Below are 19,794 nucleotides of genomic sequence, written 5' to 3'. Positions count from 1 at the left end.
GAACCGGGGCGAGTTGCGCGAGGCGCGATCCACGTTCGATGCGCAACCGCCAAGTTGACTTCTCAGGCTGAGCCGTCTAATGCCACCACCAGCACCGGGCCGAACACGCCCGGTGTTTCATTTAACGTGTCCCGTGGACATCGCCATCGCACTGCGTGGCTTGTCCTGTCAGATGGCCGCAAGGCAATCAGAGGAGGGCGCGTTTCCTTGAACCTGTGCATGAGCATGGGTTCGTAACATGTTGAGGAAATGCGATGAGCAAGCGCGAATCCGCCAAGTACAAGATCGACCGTCGCCTTGGCGAAAACATCTGGGGCCGCCCGAAGTCCCCGGTCAACAAGCGTGAATACGGCCCCGGCCAGCACGGCCAGCGCCGCAAGGGCAAGATTTCCGACTTCGGCCTGCAGCTGCGCGCCAAGCAGAAGCTGAAGGGTCACTATGGTGACATCTCCGAAAAGCAGTTCCGCAAGACCTACGAGGAAGCAAACCGCCGCAAGGGCGATACGTCCGAGAACCTGATCGGCCTGCTCGAGTCGCGTCTGGACGCGATCGTGTACCGCGCCAAGTTCGTTCCGACGATCTTCGCTGCTCGTCAGTTCGTCAACCACGGCCACGTCAACGTCAACGGCATCCGCGTCAACATTTCGTCCTACCGCTGCAAGGCCGGCGACGTGATCGAAGTGCGCGAGAAGTCGAAGCAGCTCGTGACGGTTCTGGAAGCCGTTCAGCTCGCTGAGCGCGACGTGCCGGACTACATCGTCGTCGACCACAACAAGATGGTCGCCACCTACCAGCGCGCTCCTGGCCTGTCGGACGTTCCGTTCGCCGTGCAGATGGAACCGAACCTGGTGGTCGAGTTCTACTCGCGCTAATCAACGCCTTCGGGTGTTCGAATTGGAAAGGCCGTGCTTCATGCGCGGCCTTTTTGCTATTCGCAGGCAGGTTGCTGCAAAATCCTTCGGCCGTGCTATAGGACGCCGCCATGAACATTCACGCGCCCATACAGCCCGACCCGTCGGACGAACTCGCCGACGCCTGCCATCCGATGTTCCGGGAGGTGCCGGGCTCGGTCGGATTCAACAAGCTTCGCAAGCGCTTGCTGCGCAATGTTCGCCAGGCAATCGAAGACTTCGCCATGGTCACGCCCGGCCAGCGCTGGCTGGTGGCGTTGTCCGGCGGCAAGGATTCGTATGGGCTGATGGCGCTGCTGCTCGACCTGAAGGGGCGCGGGCTGCTGCCGGTGGAGCTGATCGCCTGCAATCTCGATCAGGGCCAGCCGAACTTTCCCAAGCATATCCTGCCGGATTATCTCACCAAGCATGGCATCGCGCACCGGATCGAGTATCAGGACACTTACTCGGTGGTGACGGACAAGCTGCCAGAAACGAGCACCTATTGCTCGCTCTGCTCACGCCTGCGCCGCGGCCATCTGTATCGCGTGGCGCGGGAAGAGGGCTGTCAGGCGCTGGTGCTGGGGCATCACCGCGAGGACATCCTCGAGACCTTCTTCCTCAACCTGTTCCATGGCGGACGGCTGGCTGCGATGCCGCCGAAGCTGTTGAACGACGAAGGCGACGTGCTGGTGCTGCGGCCGCTGTCTTATTGCGCCGAAAGCGATCTTACGAAGCTCGCTGATGCGATGGCGTTTCCGATCATTCCTTGCGACCTGTGCGGCAGTCAGGAAGGGCTGCAGCGCAATTCCATGAAGGCGATGCTGAGTGACATCGAAGCGCGGATGCCGGGCCGCAAGGACACGATGATCCGGGCTTTGTCGAATACGCGGCCAAGCCATCTGCTCGACCGCGACCTGTTCGATTTCAGCAGCCTGATGCCGAAGCCTCAGGCTGACTGACCGGGCTTAGTGCCCGCCGGCTGCCGGATCGAAGTGCTTCGTTCCGGCTTGGAACAGCTTTCCCTTTTCTGCGATCAGAACCAGAATCAGCGACACGAAGCCGAGAACTGCGAAGCCGGCGATCAGCGGCTGCACCGTGCCGTTGAAGGACTGGCCGATAAAGGCGCCGAGCAGCGCGCCGCCGAGCGTCGTCACGAAGCCCTGAATGGACGAGGCCATGCCGGCGACGTGGCCGAGCGGCTCCATGGCGAGCGCGCCGAAGTTGGAGCCGAGCAGGCCGAACTGGAACATGCAGGCGGCAAAGAACAGCACGAACAGCCACAACGGCATCGGGCCCGCGAGCGAGACGGCGAACCACACGACGGCGACGGCCAGGAAGCCGCACAGCGCTCCGTGTGAGAGACGGCGCATGCCGAAACGGCCGACGAGGCGCGAGTTGGTGAAGGACGACAGCGACATCATCGCCGCCACGGCCGCAAACAGGATCGGGAACCAGGCGCCAAGTTCATAGATGCCGACATAGATCTGCTGTGCGGAGTTGATGAAGCCGAACAGTGCGCCGAACACGAAGGTCGAGGCCAGCATGTACCAGAGCGAGATGCGGTTGGTGACCACGATGCGAAAGCCTTCGGCCAGAACTGAAAGACGCAGCTGACGGGTGTCTTCAGGCCGCAGGGTTTCCGGCAAACGAGCGAAGATCCAGATCAGGAACACGAAGCCCAACGCTGCCATGAAGCCGAAGATCAGGTGCCATTCGGCAAACAGCATGATGGCCTGGCCGATCGACGGTGCGATCACCGGGATCACCATGAAGACCATGAAGATCAGCGACAGGACTTCCGCCATGGCGCGGCCGCCGAATACGTCGCGCACGATCGACACGGCGATGACCCGGGTGGAGGCGGCACCGACGCCCTGGACGGCGCGCAGGATCAGAAGCGTCTCGAAGTTTGGTGAGAACGCTGCGCCTACCGCCGCAAGCACATAGGTGGCAACGCCGATCAACAATGGCACTCGACGGCCGAAGCGATCGGAAAGCGGGCCGAACACCAGCTGCGCGAAGGCCATGCCGAGGAGATAGGCGGTAATCACGAACTGGCGGTGATTCTCGCTGGCGACGCCGAGGCTGGAGCCGATTTCCTGCAGGCCGGGCAGCATGATGTCGATGGCGAGCGCGTTGAGCGACATGATCGCAGCGCAAAGTGCGATGAATTCAGTGCGTCCGATCTGCCGTTTGCCATCACTTGCCACGGTGGGTGACGGCCCGAGCTGCTGGTTCATAGCCAATCCATTCAACAAAAAAAGCCACAGGCCTGGCGGAGTGGCAAAGCGCCCCGCAAGCATGTGGATCAATGTGGTAACGAGCGCGTCCTCGAAATGTGTGACGCGAAGAAGCGATATCTATAAAAAGCAAGGTGGCCGAAAGCGGCCACCCAACGTGTTCAGGCTATGAAGCAGCAGTTCGGCGAAATTAAGCAGCGCGCGCGGCAATGCCCTTTTCGCCGAAGAAATCCTTCAACTCGCCCGCCTGGAACATTTCGCGGATGATGTCGCAACCGCCCACGAACTCGCCCTTGACGTAGAGCTGCGGGATGGTCGGCCACTGCGAATAGTCCTTGATGCCCTGGCGAAGCTCGTCCGAGGTCAGGATGTTGACGCCCTTGTAGTCGACGCCGAGGTAATCGAGGATCTGCACGACCTGACCGGAGAAGCCGCACTGCGGGAAGCCCGGCGTGCCCTTCATGAACAACACGACGTCGTTGCTCTTGACTTCATTTTCGATGAATTGGCTGATTGCGGTCATCTGGCTGATCCTCTGGCTGCCGGGTTCAAGGCCCGGTGACATTAGCAATATCGTCTATCTATTGCAGGCGGCCGCCTTCCGCAATTGGCGGAGGTGACGCAGCGTGCATGGGCGCTATTCGGGAACGCTGGTCTGCAGGGCGAGCGCGTGCAGAACGCCGCCCATGTTCCCCTGCAGAGCCTTGTAAACCATCTGGTGCTGCTGGACGCGGCTCTTGCCTCGGAAGCTCTCCGAAACGACCTCCGCGGCATAATGATCGCCATCACCCGCGAGATCGCGGATGGTGACCTTGGCGTCCGGAATGCCTTGACGGATCAGGGCTTCGATGTCGCGTGAGTCCATTGCCATGATTGTCGTCCTCAGCCTTCCATGAATGCAGGGAACCAGGATTCGTGCGCGTTTGCCAAGTCGGCAACCGAAATCGCGCGCGCCTGGCCCAGCTTGAGATCCGTGCCGCCCGTGGTGCCGATCCACGGCGCGAAGATGCCGGCAGCTTCGGCTTCACGCAGGATCGCCTCGAACTCGCTGCCTTGCGGATCGAGGTCGAGTGCCACGAGGTAGCGGTTCTGATCCTCGCCGAAGAAAACGGGGATCGGATCGATGTCGGCCAGCCCCGGGACGGTGGCGCCGATGCCCGATGCCATTGCCATTTCGGCAAGGCCGACGGCAAGCCCGCCATCCGACAGATCATGCACGGACTTGGCAACACCGCGCTCAATCAAGCCGCGCACGAAAGTGCCGACCTTGAGCTCAGCATCGAGATCGACAGGTGGCGGCGGGCCGTCGTTGCGGCCGTGAATATCGCGGAAATAAACGGATTGGCCGAGATGGGTGCCCCATTGCTGCGGCGCGCCGACCAGCAGGATCGGCTGGTTTTCGCCGGAGAAGGCAACGCGGGCCATGCGGTCCCAATCGTTCAGAAGACCGACGCCGCCGATGGTCGGGGTCGGCAGGATCGCTTGGCCGTTGGTCTCGTTGTAGAGCGAGACGTTGCCGGACACGATCGGGAAGTCGAGCGCGCGGCATGCTTCACCGATGCCTTTCACCGCCGCTACCAGTTGGCCCATGATTTCCGGCTTTTCGGGATTGCCAAAGTTGAGATTATCGGTCGAAGCCAATGGCTTGGCACCGGTTGCTGTAATATTGCGCCAGCATTCGGCCACCGCCTGCTTGCCGCCTTCGAACGGGTCGGCCTCGCAGTAGCGCGGGGTCACATCGGACGAGAAGGCGAGCGCCTTGGAGGCATGGCCTTCCACGCGCACAACGCCAGCATCGCCGCCGGGGCGCTGCAGCGAATTGCCCTGGATCAGCGTGTCATACTGCTCATAAACCCAGCGGCGCGACGACAGGTCGTGCGAGTTCAGAAGCTTCAGCAGGGCGTCGGCGATGTCGGCCTGCGGAATATCGTCGGCGGCGAGCGGTGCCGGCTTGTTCGGCTCGACATGCGGCCGGTCATATTCCGGCGCCTGATCGCCGAGATCCTTGATCGGGAGGTTGGCGACTTCGACGCCCTGATGCAACACGCGGAAGCGTAGATCGTCCGTGGTCTTGCCGACAATGGCGAAGTCCAGACTCCACTTCACGAAGATGGCTTCGGCTTCGGCCTCCTTTTCGGGCTTCAGCACCATGAGCATGCGCTCCTGGCTTTCCGACAGCATCATCTCATAGGCGGTCATCGCGGTTTCGCGCACCGGCACCTTGTCGAGATCGAGTTCGATGCCAAGATCGCCCTTGGCGCCCATCTCGACGGCCGAGCAGGTGAGGCCGGCCGCACCCATGTCCTGGATCGCGATGACGGCGCCGGATGCCATCAGCTCGAGGCAGGCTTCCAGCAGGCACTTTTCGGTGAAGGGATCGCCGACCTGAACGGTGGGGCGCTTTTCCTCGATCTTCTCGTCGAACTCGGCCGAGGCCATGGTGGCGCCGCCCACCCCGTCACGGCCGGTCTTGGCACCGAGATAAACAACCGGCAGGCCGACGCCCTTGGCTTCTGACAGGAAGATGCCGTCCGACTTGGCGAGGCCGGCCGCAAAGGCGTTGACCAGGCAGTTGCCGTTGTAGCGCGCGTCGAAATTGACCTCGCCGCCGACCGTTGGCACGCCGAACGCGTTGCCATAACCACCGACGCCGGCAACGACGCCGGACACGAGGTGTCTGGTCTTCGGGTGATCCGGCGCGCCGAAGCGCAGCGCGTTCATGGCCGCAATCGGCCGCGCGCCCATGGTGAAGACATCGCGCAAGATGCCACCAACGCCAGTCGCCGCACCCTGATAGGGCTCGATATAGGAGGGGTGGTTGTGGCTCTCCATCTTGAAGACCACGACGTCGCCATCGCCAATATCCACCACGCCGGCATTTTCACCGGGACCCTGAATGACTTGCGGCCCCGTGGTCGGCAGGGTGCGCAGCCACTTCTTGGAGGATTTATAGGAGCAGTGCTCGTTCCACATGGCCGAGAAGATGCCGAGTTCGGTGAAGCTCGGCTCGCGCCCGATCAGGTCGAGAATGCGCTGGTACTCGTCCGGCTTCAAACCATGCGAGGCAACGAGATCGGGAGAGATGGCCAATTCATTGGAAATCATGGGGGAGCGGGGCCTTGTGCGACGGCAAGGAAAGGGATGCGTGTGTCCTTAGCCCAGACTGCGCCGGGATTGAACAGGCGAGGCCACAAAAAGCCGGCATGTCACCGCGTTTGCACGCCTTTGTCAGCCGAATGTGTCGTAGCCGGCCGGGCCTTCGTCGATCAGGCTGCGAATGGTCTGCAAGCCGCGCTGCACATCCTCGCGCGTGGCAACCGAGGAAATGCCGAGACGCACGCGGTGGAAGACCTGCTCGGTGCGCGCGGGCTTGAACTCGTCTTCATCATCGATCTGCACGCCGCGCTCGGCGGCCGCGTTCTTGAAGGTGCTGGATAGCCAGGGTTCGGGCAGGGCCAACCACAGAAATGGGATGTTGGGCGCGCTGGAAAACTCGAGGCCATCCAGGATGGTTTTCGCCATGTCGAGCCGCGCATTGACTTCGCCGAGGACGCGCTTGCGCAGTTCGGCTGCCGTGCCGGACAGGATCAGCCGAGCGCAAAGTTCGGCCAGCAGAAAGGGCATGCCGCCGGTCAGCATCTTGTGCGCGACGCGAATGCGCGGGGCATATTGGGGCGGACAGGCAAGCCAGCCGCCGCGGATGCCGGCAGCAACGGATTTCGACAGGCCGCCGACAAGGAAGGTGCGCTCCGGCGCAAAGGAGGTGAGCAGCGGAGCGGTGTCGTTCGACAGCGCGCCATAGATGTCGTCTTCCACCAGCCAGACATTGTGGGCGCGCGCGATCTCGGCGATCTCAAGGCGCCGCTCGGCGGGCATGATGCGCACCGTCGGGTTCTGCGCCGTCGGCATCAGGAAAGCCAGCTTCGGGTGGCGCTGGGCGCAGAGGCGTTCGAAGTCTTGCGGAATGACGCCGTTTTCGTCTGAGGCGACAAGACAGGGGCGGCGGCCGATCAAACCGGCGCTGCGGGCGATCTGCGAATAGGTGGCGTGTTCATAGACGATGTGGTCGCCGGGCGCAGTGACCGAAGCGATAACGGACAGTACGGCGGGATGGGCGCCGAGCGTCGGCACGACATGCTCGGGATTGACCTCATAGCCAGCACGCGACAGCCAGAGCGCGCCGGCTTCGAGCCAGCGGGTCGGGAAGGTGCGGGTGTAGCTGGCAAGTTCGGCGGGGTGATCGCGCACGATCTCTGCCAGAATTGTACCAATTGGCTCGCTTTGCCCGACGTCGGGAGCGGCGGTGCTGTCGAAGCGCAGGATCGTGTCCGACGGCTCCTGATGCCGCGTGCCTTCGAAGGCGATGCCGATATGGGGCAGGTTCTTCTCGTGCGGCGTGTTGCGGGCGAGCACATAGGTGCCGCGGCCAACCTCGCCGCTGACAAGGCCGCGTTCGCGAACCAGCGCATAGGCGCGACCAATTGTGCCGACGGTTGCGCCAAGTTCGTAAGCGAGGTCGCGCTGTGGTGGCAGCTTGGCTCCTGCCTCAAGGCGACCTTCGTTGATGTCGAGTTCAAGCTGATCGGCGAGGCGCGTGTAGAGCGGCGCGCGTCCGGCGGGAAGCTGCGGCGTGTATTTTGTCATGGTGACAATAAACTGGATTGTCTTGGTTCAAGAGTCAATCCAAGACAATCCCTGTCAAATTGTCCCTATGAAGGTGCAGGCAGATGCGCACAATCAATGCAATTTTCATCGAACGCGTTCGGTCCCAGTCTTTCGGCGAGGTGATGATGCGGGTGTTGAACGCCATTGACATCAGGCTGGAGCGTCAGCGCAGCCGACGGGATCTGCTGGAGCTCACCGACGAGCAGCTGAAAGATATCGGCCTGTCGCGCGGTGAGGCGCATGAGGAGGCCTATCGCCCGCTGTGGGACTAGGCTTGTTCGCTCAAGCGGCCGATCCGCAGGATTGGTCGCCGGTGCTCCAGCGGGCGATGTCGCCATTGATGCGTTTGCCCAGCGGCTGATCCAGGAGCGGGCCGAAGGTATCGAGCCGGCCGGCCGCGCCTTCCGCCTGAACCACGAGGAGCGGACGGCCACCGTAATTGTTCTCAGGCACAAGCAGGAAGCGCGGGCGGCCGGAGAAATTGTTCAGCTCGTTGGCGAAGCTGTAGTTGCGGAAGGCGGGGTCTTTCGACGCAAACCAGCAGCGATGCGCGGCTTTCGCGACCTGTTCCATGTTGCGCAGCGCGGCACTCTTGTTGCTCGCCGCCGGCTGCGGACGCTTCGGCTGCGGCGCCTGAGACTGGCAGCCGGTAAAGCCGATCGCGAGTGCGAGGCCGAGGAAAGGCAGGAGGCGGAACGGTCGCAGCATGGAAATCCCCAGCGGAAAGCGCATCGTGGGCGGGAAGGTCGGTTTCTCTATCCCACCATGAATGAACGACTCGTTCGCGAACGGCTTAAGCGGCCTTGGCCAGCACGCTTTCGAAGATGCCGCGACCATCATCGCCGCCATGAGCGGCTTCGATGAGGTTTTCGGGATGCGGCATGAGGCCGAGCACGTTGCCCTCAGCATTCATGATGCCGGCGATGTCGTTGATCGAGCCGTTGGGGTTGGTGCCTTCGGCATACCGGAACACGACCTGACCTTCGCCTTCCAAGCGGGACAAAACTTCCGGCTCGGCGAAGTAGTTGCCGTCGTGATGGGCGACGGGGCAGCGGATGATCTGGTTGGGGGCGTACTGCCGCGTGAAGGCGGTGTTGGCGTTTGCGACCTGCAGCTTGACTTCGCGGCACACGAATTTGAGCGACGTGTTGCGCATCAGGGCGCCGGGCAGCATGCCGGCTTCAACCAGGATCTGGAAGCCGTTGCAGACGCCGAGAACGGTTACGCCGCGCTTTGCGGCATCGGCCACGGCCCGCATCACCGGCATGCGCGCGGCGATCGCACCGCAGCGCAGATAATCGCCGAAGGAAAAGCCGCCGGGGATGACGATGAGGTCGAGACCTTCGGGCAGGGTGGTTTCGGTCTGCCATAGGGTTGCCGGCGCTTGGCCGGACACCTTGGTCAGCGCCGCGATCATGTCGCGGTCGCGGTTGAGACCTGGAACGAGAACGACTGCTGATTTCATGGTGTTCGCAACCTGCGTGGTGCTTCGGCCGACCGGAGGGGCGCGTCAGCTCAAGTCTATAGAATAGTTCTCGATGACCGTGTTTGCCAGAAGGCGCTCGCACATGGCCTTGATGTCGGCTTCGGCCTTGGTGGTGTCCGTGCCGTCGATTTCCACGTCGAAGACCTTGCCCTGGCGGACGCCGGCGACGCCGAAAAAGCCGAGGGTGCCGAGCGCACCCTCGATGGCCTTGCCCTGCGGGTCGAGGACGCCGTTCTTCAGCGTGACTGTCACGCGTGCCTTGATCACAGTTCCTGCTCCAAAATCAGTGCGGCCAAATCAGTGAGGTTTGCCGCGGCTGGTGTCCTTGCCGGCGACCAGCACGGGGCCGGATGGGCGAGGCGGCTCGTTTTCGTTCATGATGCCGAGACGGCGCGCGACTTCCTGATAGGCTTCAACCAGCCCGCCCATGTCGCGGCGGAAACGGTCCTTGTCCATCTTGTCGTTGGTGTTGACGTCCCACAAACGGCACGAATCCGGCGAGATCTCGTCGGCCACCACGATGCGCATCATGTCGCCTTCGAACAGGCGGCCGCATTCCATCTTGAAGTCGACGAGCTGGATGCCGACGCCGAGGAACAGGCCCGACAGGAAATCGTTGACGCGGATGGCGAGCGCCATGATGTCGTCGATCTCCTGCGGAGCCGCCCAGCCGAAGGCCGTGACGTGCTCTTCCGAGACCATCGGATCATCGAGCGCATCGTTCTTGTAATAAAATTCGATGATCGAGCGCGGCAGAACCGTGCCTTCCTCAAGGCCGAGGCGCTTGGCCAGCGAGCCGGCGGCGATATTGCGCACCACGATCTCGAGCGGGATGATCTCGACTTCCTTGATCAGCTGCTCACGCATGTTGAGGCGGCGGATGAAGTGGGTCGGAATGCCGATGCGGTTCAGATGCGTGAAGATGTGCTCGGAGATGCGGTTGTTGAGCACACCCTTGCCGTCGATCACTTCATGCTTCTTGGCATTGAACGCGGTCGCGTCATCCTTGAAGAACTGAACCAGAGTGCCCGGCTCGGGTCCTTCATAAAGGATCTTGGCCTTGCCTTCATAAATGCGGCGGCGTCGGTTGTTCATTGCAGCTTTCTCGGAGTCTGGAGGGCCCATCGCAGGTCAGGACGGGTCCTTGGCTGTCGGGCGTTTGCCGGAATGTCAACCCGGGTCCTATCGCAAAGCCCATCGCGGCTCAATCGCCAATTGCTCAAGGCCATGCGTTCTACCCATTCTTTCGATATGGACGGCTCCTTGATTTGGCTGGGAAGAGCCCATATCCACAGCATCAACTGATTAGAGACCGGGAGAAGCAAAGTGGCCTCTTTGAAAGATCGTCAGGACGGATTCGAACGCAAGTTCGCCCATGCCGAGGAAATGCGCTTCAAGGCCATGTCACGCCGCAACAAGCTGCTTGGTCTATGGGCCGCCGGAGAGCTGGGTAAGGCCGGCGAGGAAGCGGACGAGTATGCTCGTTCCGTCGTGGCGGCCGACTTCGAGGAAGCCGGTGACGAAGATGTGTTCCGCAAGGTCCGCGCCGACTTCGATGCCGGCAATGTCGCGCAGACCGATCAGCAGATCCGCCAGAAGATGGTGGAGCTGCTCGGAACTGCCGTCGATCAACTCAGCGCCTGACGGCGGGGCGATCGCATGACACTGCGCGACCGCCTCCAGTCCGAAACGCTGATTTCCGCCTGGTCGGGGATCCCCGATGCCTTGACGGTGGAACTGTTGGCGTCCCAGCCTTTCGATGCCGTTACGCTCGACATGCAGCATGGCGGCCATGACGAAGCGAGCGTGCTGCGCTCGCTGCCGATGATCCTGGGCCAGCAAAAACACGCGCTGGTCCGCATTCCCGTCGGCCGGTTCGACATGGCAAGCCGCGCGCTTGATTTCGGCGCCGAGGCGGTGATCGCGCCGATGATCAATTCGGTTGCGGATGCGCGAGCCTTTGCCGCGGCGATGAAATATCCGCCGCTTGGCGAGCGATCCTGGGATCCGACATTTGCCGCAGGGCGCAGCGGCAGGCCGAGCGATCCGCAGGTCTGGCTGGAAAACAGCAATGCCGACACGCTGGCGATCGCCATGATCGAAACGCGCCGGGCGCTCGATGTGCTGGACAGCATTCTCGCCGTAGACGGCATCGATGCCATTCTTGTCGGCCCATCCGACTTTTCGATCGCCTGGACGAATGGGGCGACGGTTGATCCCGCACTGGACGACATGATGGCGGCCATCGCCGACATCGCGCAACGTGCTGGGGATGCCGGTAAGCTGGCATCGATCTTCGTGGTCGATCCCGGCCTGTGCGGGCGCTACCGCGCGATGGGCTATCGATTGATGGCCTGCGGCACGGAAGGGTCGTTGATGCGCTTTGGTGCGACGGCGACGATGAACGCGATCAAAACCTCGCTACAGGGCTGATCGCGCTACTCGTCAGGTCAGGCTCGTCAGAAAGTTGGCAAAGGTCATGGAGCCTTCCGGCCACGGACCGTGGCCGGACTCGGCATTGATGTGTCCGGCACCGCCGGCATCGATGAACATCGAACCCCAGGCCGCCGCCGTATCCTCCGCCACCTCATAGCTCGTGAACGGATCGTTGCGGCTGGCGATCGTAATGGATGGGAACGGCAGCGGATCGCGCGGATAGGGACCGAACGTCATCAGGTGCTTGGGGCGGATCTGCGGGTTCGTGACATCGGGCGGAGCGACGAAGAAGGCACCTGCGACGCGGTTCTTGAACTGCGGGATGGCGTGAACGACGCTAGGGATGCCGAGGGAATGCGCCACGAACACGACGGGACGCTCGGCCTCGTTCACGGCTTTCGCGACATTGGCGACCCAGTCTTCGCGCACCGGCTTCGACCACTCCGCTTGCTCGACACGGCGCGCGGTGGAAAGGCGGCTTTCCCAGCGGGTCTGCCAGTGGTCGGGTCCGGAATTGGTGTAGCCGGGAACGATGAGGATATCGACGTCTTTGACTTTCATGGCGCCTGATGTAGCCACGCGGCCTTGCGCTCACAAGGTCGTGACGTTGGATGCCGGCTCATGGGGCAAAGAAAAAGAGCGAGCCGGGCAGGGGAACGCGGCTCGCTCTTGACTGGAAGTCAGATGCATTGATCTGTCAGACTAGTAACGAGCGATGCGGGAAAGAGTTCCCCATCGATGAATTTTTTGTCCGAAGGTTCAGAGAACCACCGGCAGCAGATCAATATGAGCAACCACCGGGACGTGATCGGACGGCTTCTCCCAGCCGCGCACATGCTTCTCGATATCTGCTGATCTCAAGCGGTCGGATGCTTCCGGCGACATCATCAGGAAGTCGATGCGGATGCCGTTGTTCTTCTGCCAGGCGCCGGCCTGATAATCCCAGAAGGAATAGGCGCCGCTGCTGTCATCTACTTCGCGATAGGCATCGATGAAGCCCATGTTCGATAGGCGGCGGAAGGAGGCGCGGCTTTCCGGCTGAAACAACGCGTCGTCCAGCCAGTTGTCGGGATAGCGCACGTCTGAGGGCATCGGAATGACGTTGTAATCGCCGCCGAGGATCAGGGGTTCTTCGAGCGCCAAGCGCTCTTGCGCCCACTGTTCGAAGCGCTTCATCCAGGCGATCTTGTAGGAAAATTTCTCAGTGCCGACCGGATTGCCGTTGGGCAGGTAAAGCGAAACGACGCGCAGAGCACCGCGCGAGGTGGAAAACACGCCTTCGATGAAACGGGCCTGTTCGTCGCTGTCATCGCCAGGCAAACGGCGGTTCACCTCATCAAAGCGCAGCTTGGATAGAATGGCGACGCCGTTGAAGCCCTTTTGGCCATGAGTCTCGACATGATAGCCGAGCGCTTCGATCTCAAGGCGCGGGAAGGCCTCGTCGACGCTCTTGATTTCCTGCAAACAGACGATGTCCGGATCGCTTTCGCGCAGCCAGTGCAGGAGGTTGTCGATCCGCGCCTTGACGCCGTTGATGTTCCAGGTCGCGATTTTCAAGGCAGGCTCTGATTAAACGGAGAAGCTGGTGCCGCAGCCGCAGGACGCGACGGCGTTGGGATTGCGGATCTGGAAGGACTGGCCGATCAGGTCGTCAACGAAGTCGATCACCGATCCGCCCATATAGATCAGCGACATTTCGTCGATCAGAACGGTGGCGCCGTCTTTTTCGATTGCCGTGTCGTCGGTATTGCGGCCACCGACCAGGTCGAACTTGTAGGAAAAGCCGGAACAGCCGCCGCCTTCCACGGAAACGCGCAGCGCTTCCTTGTCGGCTTCCTTGGCGATGATCTTGTTGATCCGGCGCGCCGCTGCCTCGGTCAGTTCGACGCCCTTCATCAGAGTTTTGGCATCCGTGCCCATGGTGTCACCTTGCGCTGGCATTCTTCTAGTAGGTATGAGCCGCGGAAGGTCTCGTCAACGGGTCCGGGCAAGAGCCGGCAACGGCAAAGGGAAGCGTGTGGCACTGACTGCGTCCGATATCGGCTTCGGCTACCGCCCGCGCGCCGTTTACGCGACGGACCCCGCAAAAACGCGCGGCCGCTTCGTGGACGAGCCGGAAAGCCTGACGCGCACGCCGTTTCAGCGTGATCGCGACCGAATCATCCATTCCACTGCGTTTCGTCGCCTCAAGCACAAGACGCAGGTCTTTGTTGCGCATGAAGGCGATCATTATCGCACGCGGCTGACGCATACGATCGAAGTGGCGCAGATCGCGCGGGCCTTGGCGCGGGCCTTGCAGCTGGACGAGGATCTGGCGGAAGCCGTGGCGCTGGTGCACGACTTCGGCCACACGCCGTTTGGACACACAGGCGAAGACGCGCTGAACCTGAAGATGCAGCCCTTCGGCGGCTTCGAACACAATGCGCAATCGCTGCGGATCGTGACCAAGTTGGAACGGCGCTATGCCGAGTTCGACGGGCTCAACCTCAGCTGGGAAACGCTGGAAGGGCTGGTGAAGCATAATGGTCCGCTGGTTCATGCCGACAGCGCGCCGCCAGGCAAACCGGTGCCGCAGGCGATCAGCGCGTATTCCGAGTTGCATGATCTCGAGCTTGACCGCTTCGCCGGACCGGAAGCGCAGGCGGCGGCGATTGCGGACGATATCGCCTACAACACGCATGATATCGATGACGGTCTGCGCTCGGGCCTGTTGACGCTCGATATGCTGGAAGACGTGCCGCTGACGGCCGGCATTCTGCGCGCCGTGCGGATGAAATATCCCAAGCTCGACCCGGTGCGGATCGCGCACGAGCTGATGCGGCGGCAGATCACGCTGATGGTCGAGGACGTGATCGTCACGGCCAAGACCAAGCTTGCCGCGTTGCAGCCGCAGAGCGTGGAAGACATCCATTCGGCCGGGCAGACGGTGATCCGCTTTTCGGATGACATCGCGGCAGGCGAGCGGGAGTTGAAGCGCTTTCTTTATGCCAATCTCTATCGTCATCCATCGGTCATGGAGGTGCGCGCCTCTGCCGACAGCATCCTTTTCGACCTGTTCGACGCCTATATGGCCGACCCCCGCGCGATGCCGGAAGGCTGGCGGGAAGGGCTGGATCGGGCGGCTGATGCCGTGAAGGCGCGGCACGTCGCGGACTTCCTGGCGGGCATGACGGACACTTATGCGGTCAAGGAACACCGGCGGTTGTTTGACCGCACGCCCGTTCTGAGCTAGGTCGCGGCCAACAAATTGCGGGCCAAGCGTTCGCGTCTTCTCCTTTCGTTCCCGAGTTTGATTATGAACATTTTCGCCGAATTCAGCGCGCGCGTGATCAAGATCGTGCAGGCTCTTGACCTCCGAACCACGGACGGCGAGCCGGTCGATACCGCGCGCGTGGCCGTCGAGTTGCCGCGAGATGCCAGCCACGGCGATCTTGCGACCAACGCGGCGATGGTGCTGTCGAAGGCCGTTGGCGAGAACCCGCGCGTGCTCGGCGAGCGCTTTGCGGCAGAACTCGCCAAGGACGCAGATGTGTCGGAAGCTTCCGTTGCCGGGCCGGGATTCGTGAACATTCGCCTTGGTGACGGCTTCTGGCAGGCGCGGCTGGCGGACATGCTGGCTGCTGGGACGGATTACGGCCGGTCCACTATCGGCGCGGGCCGCAAGATCAATGTCGAATATGTTTCGGCCAACCCGACGGGCCCGATGCATGTCGGCCATTGCCGCGGCGCTGTTGTGGGTGACGCCTTGTCCAACCTGCTGGCCTTTGCCGGCAGCGAGGTGACCAAGGAATATTACATCAACGATGCCGGCGCGCAGATCGGCGTGCTCTCGCAGTCGGCCTTCCTGCGTTACCGCGAAGCGCTGGGCGAGACGATCGGAGAGATCCCGGCTGGTCTTTATCCCGGCGATTACCTCGTGCCGGTGGGCAAGATGTTGGCCGACACCTATGGCCGCGAGCTTCTCGACAAGCCGGAAGACGAAGCGATCGCGCTGATTGCGGACAAGACGATCGACGCAATGATGGACATGATCCGTGAGGATCTGGCCGCCCTCAACGTGCATCACGACGTGTTCTTTTCGGAGCGCACGCTGCATGCCGACAATGCCAAGCAGATCCGCTCGGCGATCAGCGACCTGACGCTCAAGGGACACGTCTACAAGGGCAAGCTGCCGCCGCCCAAGGGCCAGAAGCCGGAAGACTGGGAAGATCGCGAGCAGACGCTGTTTCGCTCCACCGAAGTGGGGGACGATATCGACCGGCCGCTGGTGAAGTCGGACGGCGCCTACACCTATTTCGCTGCCGACGTCGCTTATCTCAAGGACAAGTATGTCCGCGGCTTCGATCAGTTGGTCTACATCCTGGGTGCCGACCACGGCGGCTATGTGAAGCGGCTGGAAGCGCTGGCGCGGGCTGTGACCGACGGCAAGGTCGAGCTGACCGTGCTGCTGTGCCAGCTCGTTCGGCTCTTGCGCGCTGGTGAGCCCGTGAAGATGTCGAAGCGTTCGGGCGAGTTCATCACGCTGCGCGACGTGGTGGATGAAGTCGGTCGCGACGCGATCCGCTTCATGATGCTTTATCGCAAAAACGGCGAGCCGCTCGATTTCGATTTCGCCAAGGTCACCGAGCAGTCCAAGGACAATCCGGTTTTCTACGTGCAATATGCTTCGGCACGCTGTTATTCGGTGTTCCGTCAGGCCAAGGAGCAGATGGGGCTGGAGCGGCCGGATCGCGCGACGCTGGCCAAGGACACCGCGCTGCTGACCGATGCCGGCGAAATCTCGCTGATCCGGAAGCTGGCTGAATATCCGCGCATGATCGAGAGTGCGGCGGTTGCGCTCGAGCCGCATCGGGTGGCGTTCTACCTTTACGATCTCGCCAGCAGCTTCCATGCGCACTGGAATCGCGGAACGGACAATCCGGATTTACGATTTGTAAGGGTTAACAATCCTACATTGACTCTTGCCAGGCTGGGACTGGTGCAGGCGGTGTCGGATGTTCTGACGTCGGGATTGGCGATCGTCGGGGCGGATGCCCCGGAGGAGCTACGCTGATCTAGCTGCCACCTTTTTCCCACAAAAGCTTGGTACGGGCCCAGCCCGTCGTGCGACGTCGCCGGCGTCCGACCGAGTTCAAGTACGGGAAAGATCATGGCAGACACTTCATCCAACCGTGCTTCCGCCGCGCCGATCGCGGAGGACGATCCGTTTGCGGAACTGACCCGTATCATGGGGTTCGATCCGCGGGTGAAGGTGCACCAGCCGCAGCAGCCGGTTGAGCCGGACTTCGGCCTGGATCTCGAGCGCGAACTGCTGGGCGAGTTCCACAGCGACCAGGACAATGAGCCGGCATCGGCTATGCAGCGCGCTGTTGAAGCACCGCGCCAAGAGCCGGTGTTTGTGCAGCCGGAAGCCGTTTCGCCTGCTGAAGTGCCGGTCGACGATCTGCAGGATCATGCCTCCGCAGCGGCGATCCAGGCCTATCAGGCTGACGACGAGACAGTTGATTTCCGACAGGCCGCGGACGCCTTTGTCGCGGAGCCGGAACAGAGTGCGGCCGAGCCGGATGCCGATCCGTTTGCGGATTTTGAGCTGAGCTTCGACGAAGACGAGACGATCTCCACCAGCGACGTGCTTCATCAAGCATCCGAGCCTCAGCCTGTTGAGGCTGTTGAAGCGTCGGCACCGTCGCAGGCGGCTGCGGAAGAGGATGACGAGATTGAAGCGGCTTATGCAGCTCTTCAGGCCTGGCAGGATGACCGCGACCAGCAGGCGGCGCAGCACAGCCAGGCTGAGTCGATCGAAAGCAAAGCCGTAGAGAGCGAGCCTGAGGCGGTGTCTGTCGCCGAGCCGCAGCTTGAAGCCGTTGAGGATTTCCAAAAGGTCGAGCCGGTCGCTGATGAGCCGGCTGAGCTCGAGGCGTTTGATTCGCTCGATCTGCAACTTGCGGAGGAACTCGCCCGCGAGGCCGATGCGACCGGATCGAATGACGTTGCTTCGTTCGAGAAAGAGCCGTCAGCTGTTGAAACGCAGCCCGCGTTGGTCGCTGACCACAAGGCTGATGTGGTCGAGGCGCAATCGGAGTCGGATCCGCTTGGTGACTTCGACTTGAACGGCTGGGATGATGCCCAGTCGAATTCATCGCCTGAGCGCGATGTTTTCACGGCTGAAGAAGGCTGGCTGGACGAGGGTTCCGTGGCGCTCGATGAGCCGCAGGTGCTGTCGCAGAGCGATCGGGACGGTGCGCTAGACCATGCTCAGCATGAAGCGCCGCAGTCCGAGCAGTGGGCGCTTGTCGAGGCTGAGGCCGAGCAAGAGCAGCAAGCCACGCCGGCGCATGACGAAGCGTTCGAGCGCGAGTTGTTTGATCTGCTTGGCGGCGAGATGGACAGCCAACAGGACGCGCAGGCCGCTTCGGCACCTGAAGATGACAGCTGGCTCGAAGGCATCGATTTTGCCGAAGCCGATGCGCAGGATGAGGCGCAAGGCAACCAAGCTACGGTTGCTCAGGTGGCCGATGCGGAAAATGACGATGCCTTGTGGCATCTCGACTTTTCCGAGGTTGAAACGGCATCTGCTGCTGCTGCCACCGCTGCTCCCGTGTCTTACGCCGCGTTCAACGCTGAGCCGGAAGCACGAAGCCAGGACACCACGGCTGAGCCCGATCTCGGCGACTTCGAGATGGCCGAGCTTCTGGATGACGACGCAGTTGAGCGCGACATCGAGGCCGCTATGGAAGCCGAAACCGCGCAGTCGCAGGCACCTGCTGGTACCAGCGTGGCTGCGATGTCTGCCGCTGCAGCAGTTTCAGCCGCTGCCGCTTCTTCCTTGAACACCGAGACACGCGCCGGCACCGACCGTGCGCCCTCGGCCCCCGCCTACACCAACACTGTCTCGACCGCGGTTCCTGATCCCGTGGAAGAGCCTGCCCAACTCGATATGGAACCCGAAGCCATGCAGCCTTTTGATGAACGGGCTTTCGACGCCGCTCTCGCCGATGAACTGGCCGCCGATCCGTATGGCCGGGACGATGATCGTAATACCGGCTATCGCCAGCATGCCTCGGCCAGCTACGGCTACGCCTCGCAGGCACGGCCGATGGTCAATGCGCCGAGCATGCGCGCGGATGTGCCGGATATCGAAACGGTCGACTTCGTGGATCAGCGCCTGGCGCATTCCGACGAACTTGATCTGCCGGAAGTCGATTACGGCCGCGAGCCCGCGCCGCGTGCCAACGGCTTCGATGATTTCGATTCACAGTTCGAGTCCGCCTTCCATTCGCTGAACGCAGAGCCGGCCGGTCAGGCAAGGCGCGAAGAGCCGGAAGCGCAGCGCCAAGCCAGCTCGCAGAACTGGGACGAGCATCTCGACTTCTCCATGGGTGCGGCGGCCGCAGGGGCGGCAGCTGGTGCATCGGCCGGGCGCTATGAGTCCGATCTGTCGCGCGCGGGCATGTATGAGCCGGAAGACGACGACAACTATTACCAGCAGTCAGCTCGATCCCAGCCCCGTCAGGGCATTCTTGGCCGTCGCGGCATGTTGATGGCCGGCGCTGTTGCAGCGATCGTCCTGATCGGCGGCGTCGCCATTCTGGCCATGCCGGGCGGATCGGTGGGCAGTGGCGGCGAGCCCACGCTGGTGCGGGCTGATGCCGATCCGATGAAGGTGCGTCCGGAAAACCCGGGTGGTACAACCGTGCCGAACCAGGACAACGTCGTTTATGATCGCGTCGGTTCCGGCCAGCCGCTCGGCGCGCCGACGCAGGAACGCCTGATCTCCGAAGACGCCGCGCCGGTGGATCTGGCCGCGCAGGAGGCCGACGAAGACTCGATTGCGAGCCTGTCCGCTCTTGATCCCGAAGGCACAGATCCCGAAGGTGCCGATGTCGGTGATGTCGATGAAGAAGCCGTCGGCACTGCAGGCAAGGCCGAAGATCGTTTGACGCCGGATACGGCGGGCAATCAGCAGGTCCCGGAAGAGATGGTGGCGGTCGCGCCGCGCCGCGTCCGCACCATGGTGGTTCGCCCCGATGGCTCGCTTGCGCCGCGTGAGGAAGACGCCGCAGCGCCCGCGCCG

General features: G+C 62.3%; 20 protein-coding genes. 8 read left to right on the top strand and 12 right to left on the bottom strand.

Features of this window, described 5'->3' with window-relative positions:
• The first annotated feature begins 254 nt into the window (after nt 1-254).
• Both rpsD and ttcA read left to right on the top strand, forming a co-directional pair.
• The gene (rpsD, locus tag RTX98_RS13975; protein ID WP_312797330.1) at nt 255-872 is read left to right on the top strand and encodes a 30S ribosomal protein S4; all 618 of its coding nucleotides are present in this window, start codon (nt 255-257) and stop codon (nt 870-872) included.
• Nucleotides 873-982: 110 nt separating this feature from the next.
• On the top strand, nt 983-1,852 hold the full coding sequence (gene ttcA, locus RTX98_RS13970; RefSeq protein ID WP_312797328.1) for a tRNA 2-thiocytidine(32) synthetase TtcA: 870 nt from the start codon (nt 983-985) through the stop codon (nt 1,850-1,852).
• A 6-nt stretch (nt 1,853-1,858) separates the two neighbouring features.
• Here ttcA and RTX98_RS13965 read toward each other — a convergent pair whose 3' ends face one another.
• The 5 genes from RTX98_RS13965 to RTX98_RS13945 form a co-directional block, all read right to left on the bottom strand.
• On the bottom strand, nt 1,859-3,133 hold the full coding sequence (locus RTX98_RS13965) for a multidrug effflux MFS transporter (protein WP_312797326.1): 1,275 nt from the start codon (nt 3,131-3,133) through the stop codon (nt 1,859-1,861).
• 190 nt (nt 3,134-3,323) lie between these two features.
• Nucleotides 3,324-3,656: a Grx4 family monothiol glutaredoxin gene (grxD, locus tag RTX98_RS13960; protein ID WP_312797324.1), complete on the bottom strand. Its 333-nt coding sequence runs from the start codon at nt 3,654-3,656 to the stop codon at nt 3,324-3,326.
• 114 nt (nt 3,657-3,770) lie between these two features.
• Nucleotides 3,771-4,004 (bottom strand): BolA family protein, encoded by a 234-nt coding sequence (locus RTX98_RS13955; protein WP_189502348.1) that lies wholly within the window; start codon nt 4,002-4,004, stop codon nt 3,771-3,773.
• An 11-nt stretch (nt 4,005-4,015) separates the two neighbouring features.
• Nucleotides 4,016-6,238, bottom strand: coding sequence for a phosphoribosylformylglycinamidine synthase subunit PurL (purL, locus tag RTX98_RS13950; RefSeq protein ID WP_312797320.1), 2,223 nt, complete (start codon nt 6,236-6,238; stop codon nt 4,016-4,018).
• A 123-nt stretch (nt 6,239-6,361) separates the two neighbouring features.
• Nucleotides 6,362-7,777, bottom strand: coding sequence for a PLP-dependent aminotransferase family protein (locus tag RTX98_RS13945; protein ID WP_312797319.1), 1,416 nt, complete (start codon nt 7,775-7,777; stop codon nt 6,362-6,364).
• 83 nt (nt 7,778-7,860) lie between these two features.
• Between RTX98_RS13945 and RTX98_RS13940 the strand changes: the two genes are divergently transcribed.
• Nucleotides 7,861-8,070: a DUF1127 domain-containing protein gene (locus tag RTX98_RS13940; RefSeq protein ID WP_312797317.1), complete on the top strand. Its 210-nt coding sequence runs from the start codon at nt 7,861-7,863 to the stop codon at nt 8,068-8,070.
• A 10-nt stretch (nt 8,071-8,080) separates the two neighbouring features.
• Here RTX98_RS13940 and RTX98_RS13935 read toward each other — a convergent pair whose 3' ends face one another.
• The 4 genes from RTX98_RS13935 to purC all read right to left on the bottom strand — a co-directional run bounded on the left by RTX98_RS13935 (nt 8,081) and on the right by purC (nt 10,379).
• Nucleotides 8,081-8,506 (bottom strand): hypothetical protein, encoded by a 426-nt coding sequence (locus RTX98_RS13935; protein ID WP_312797316.1) that lies wholly within the window; start codon nt 8,504-8,506, stop codon nt 8,081-8,083.
• Between the two features lie 85 nt (nt 8,507-8,591).
• Nucleotides 8,592-9,263 (bottom strand): phosphoribosylformylglycinamidine synthase subunit PurQ, encoded by a 672-nt coding sequence (gene purQ, locus RTX98_RS13930; RefSeq protein ID WP_312797314.1) that lies wholly within the window; start codon nt 9,261-9,263, stop codon nt 8,592-8,594.
• A 45-nt stretch (nt 9,264-9,308) separates the two neighbouring features.
• Nucleotides 9,309-9,551 carry a phosphoribosylformylglycinamidine synthase subunit PurS gene (gene purS / locus RTX98_RS13925; protein ID WP_312797313.1) on the bottom strand — a complete coding sequence of 81 codons (243 nt, stop codon included), beginning with the start codon at nt 9,549-9,551 and terminating at the stop codon, nt 9,309-9,311.
• A gap of 30 nt (nt 9,552-9,581) precedes the next feature.
• Nucleotides 9,582-10,379: a phosphoribosylaminoimidazolesuccinocarboxamide synthase gene (purC, locus tag RTX98_RS13920; RefSeq protein ID WP_189502337.1), complete on the bottom strand. Its 798-nt coding sequence runs from the start codon at nt 10,377-10,379 to the stop codon at nt 9,582-9,584.
• A 231-nt stretch (nt 10,380-10,610) separates the two neighbouring features.
• Here purC and RTX98_RS13915 point away from each other — a divergent pair, with 231 nt between their 5' ends.
• Nucleotides 10,611-10,928, top strand: coding sequence for a DUF1476 domain-containing protein (locus RTX98_RS13915; protein ID WP_312797307.1), 318 nt, complete (start codon nt 10,611-10,613; stop codon nt 10,926-10,928).
• A gap of 15 nt (nt 10,929-10,943) precedes the next feature.
• On the top strand, nt 10,944-11,717 hold the full coding sequence (locus tag RTX98_RS13910; protein ID WP_312797306.1) for an HpcH/HpaI aldolase family protein: 774 nt from the start codon (nt 10,944-10,946) through the stop codon (nt 11,715-11,717).
• A gap of 12 nt (nt 11,718-11,729) precedes the next feature.
• Here the strand turns inward: RTX98_RS13910 and RTX98_RS13905 are convergent, their stop codons facing one another.
• From RTX98_RS13905 to erpA, 3 genes are all read right to left on the bottom strand, one after another.
• Nucleotides 11,730-12,281, bottom strand: a complete 552-nt coding sequence (locus tag RTX98_RS13905; protein WP_312797305.1) for an alpha/beta hydrolase — start codon at nt 12,279-12,281, stop codon at nt 11,730-11,732.
• Nucleotides 12,282-12,479: 198 nt separating this feature from the next.
• Nucleotides 12,480-13,277 carry an exodeoxyribonuclease III gene (xth, locus tag RTX98_RS13900; RefSeq protein ID WP_312797304.1) on the bottom strand — a complete coding sequence of 266 codons (798 nt, stop codon included), beginning with the start codon at nt 13,275-13,277 and terminating at the stop codon, nt 12,480-12,482.
• Between the two features lie 12 nt (nt 13,278-13,289).
• On the bottom strand, nt 13,290-13,640 hold the full coding sequence (gene erpA / locus RTX98_RS13895; RefSeq protein ID WP_189503250.1) for an iron-sulfur cluster insertion protein ErpA: 351 nt from the start codon (nt 13,638-13,640) through the stop codon (nt 13,290-13,292).
• Between the two features lie 97 nt (nt 13,641-13,737).
• Here erpA and RTX98_RS13890 point away from each other — a divergent pair, with 97 nt between their 5' ends.
• The 3 genes from RTX98_RS13890 to RTX98_RS13880 form a co-directional block, all read left to right on the top strand.
• Entirely contained in the window at nt 13,738-14,952 is a 1,215-nt protein-coding gene (locus RTX98_RS13890; protein WP_312797303.1) for a deoxyguanosinetriphosphate triphosphohydrolase, read from the top strand.
• A 63-nt stretch (nt 14,953-15,015) separates the two neighbouring features.
• Complete coding sequence (gene argS / locus RTX98_RS13885) at nt 15,016-16,773, top strand: arginine--tRNA ligase (RefSeq protein ID WP_312797302.1); 1,758 nt, start codon at nt 15,016-15,018, stop codon at nt 16,771-16,773.
• A gap of 96 nt (nt 16,774-16,869) precedes the next feature.
• A partial coding sequence (locus RTX98_RS13880; RefSeq protein ID WP_312797300.1) for a hypothetical protein occupies nt 16,870-19,794 on the top strand: 2,925 nt, incomplete at its 3' end.

The organism is Tianweitania sp., assembly GCF_032053605.1.
In the GTDB taxonomy this organism is placed as follows: domain Bacteria; phylum Pseudomonadota; class Alphaproteobacteria; order Rhizobiales; family Rhizobiaceae; genus Tianweitania.
The sequence above is the reverse complement of the archived record's forward strand: the minus strand, read 5'-3'. Positions and strand labels throughout refer to the sequence as shown.

Bases quoted from the DNA above. Each gene is read 5' to 3' on its own strand.
- rpsD (WP_312797330.1), top strand. From the start codon at position 255: ATGAGCAAGCGCGAATCCGCCAAGTACAAGATCGACCGTCGCCTTGGC.
- ttcA (WP_312797328.1), top strand. From the start codon at position 983: ATGAACATTCACGCGCCCATACAGCCCGACCCGTCGGACGAACTCGCC.
- RTX98_RS13965 (WP_312797326.1), bottom strand. From the start codon at position 3,133: ATGAACCAGCAGCTCGGGCCGTCACCCACCGTGGCAAGTGATGGCAAA.
- grxD (WP_312797324.1), bottom strand. From the start codon at position 3,656: ATGACCGCAATCAGCCAATTCATCGAAAATGAAGTCAAGAGCAACGAC.
- RTX98_RS13955 (WP_189502348.1), bottom strand. From the start codon at position 4,004: ATGGCAATGGACTCACGCGACATCGAAGCCCTGATCCGTCAAGGCATT.
- purL (WP_312797320.1), bottom strand. From the start codon at position 6,238: ATGATTTCCAATGAATTGGCCATCTCTCCCGATCTCGTTGCCTCGCAT.
- RTX98_RS13945 (WP_312797319.1), bottom strand. From the start codon at position 7,777: ATGACAAAATACACGCCGCAGCTTCCCGCCGGACGCGCGCCGCTCTAC.
- RTX98_RS13940 (WP_312797317.1), top strand. From the start codon at position 7,861: ATGCGCACAATCAATGCAATTTTCATCGAACGCGTTCGGTCCCAGTCT.
- RTX98_RS13935 (WP_312797316.1), bottom strand. From the start codon at position 8,506: ATGCTGCGACCGTTCCGCCTCCTGCCTTTCCTCGGCCTCGCACTCGCG.
- purQ (WP_312797314.1), bottom strand. From the start codon at position 9,263: ATGAAATCAGCAGTCGTTCTCGTTCCAGGTCTCAACCGCGACCGCGAC.
- purC (WP_189502337.1), bottom strand. From the start codon at position 10,379: ATGAACAACCGACGCCGCCGCATTTATGAAGGCAAGGCCAAGATCCTT.
- RTX98_RS13910 (WP_312797306.1), top strand. From the start codon at position 10,944: ATGACACTGCGCGACCGCCTCCAGTCCGAAACGCTGATTTCCGCCTGG.
- RTX98_RS13905 (WP_312797305.1), bottom strand. From the start codon at position 12,281: ATGAAAGTCAAAGACGTCGATATCCTCATCGTTCCCGGCTACACCAAT.
- erpA (WP_189503250.1), bottom strand. From the start codon at position 13,640: ATGGGCACGGATGCCAAAACTCTGATGAAGGGCGTCGAACTGACCGAG.
- argS (WP_312797302.1), top strand. From the start codon at position 15,016: ATGAACATTTTCGCCGAATTCAGCGCGCGCGTGATCAAGATCGTGCAG.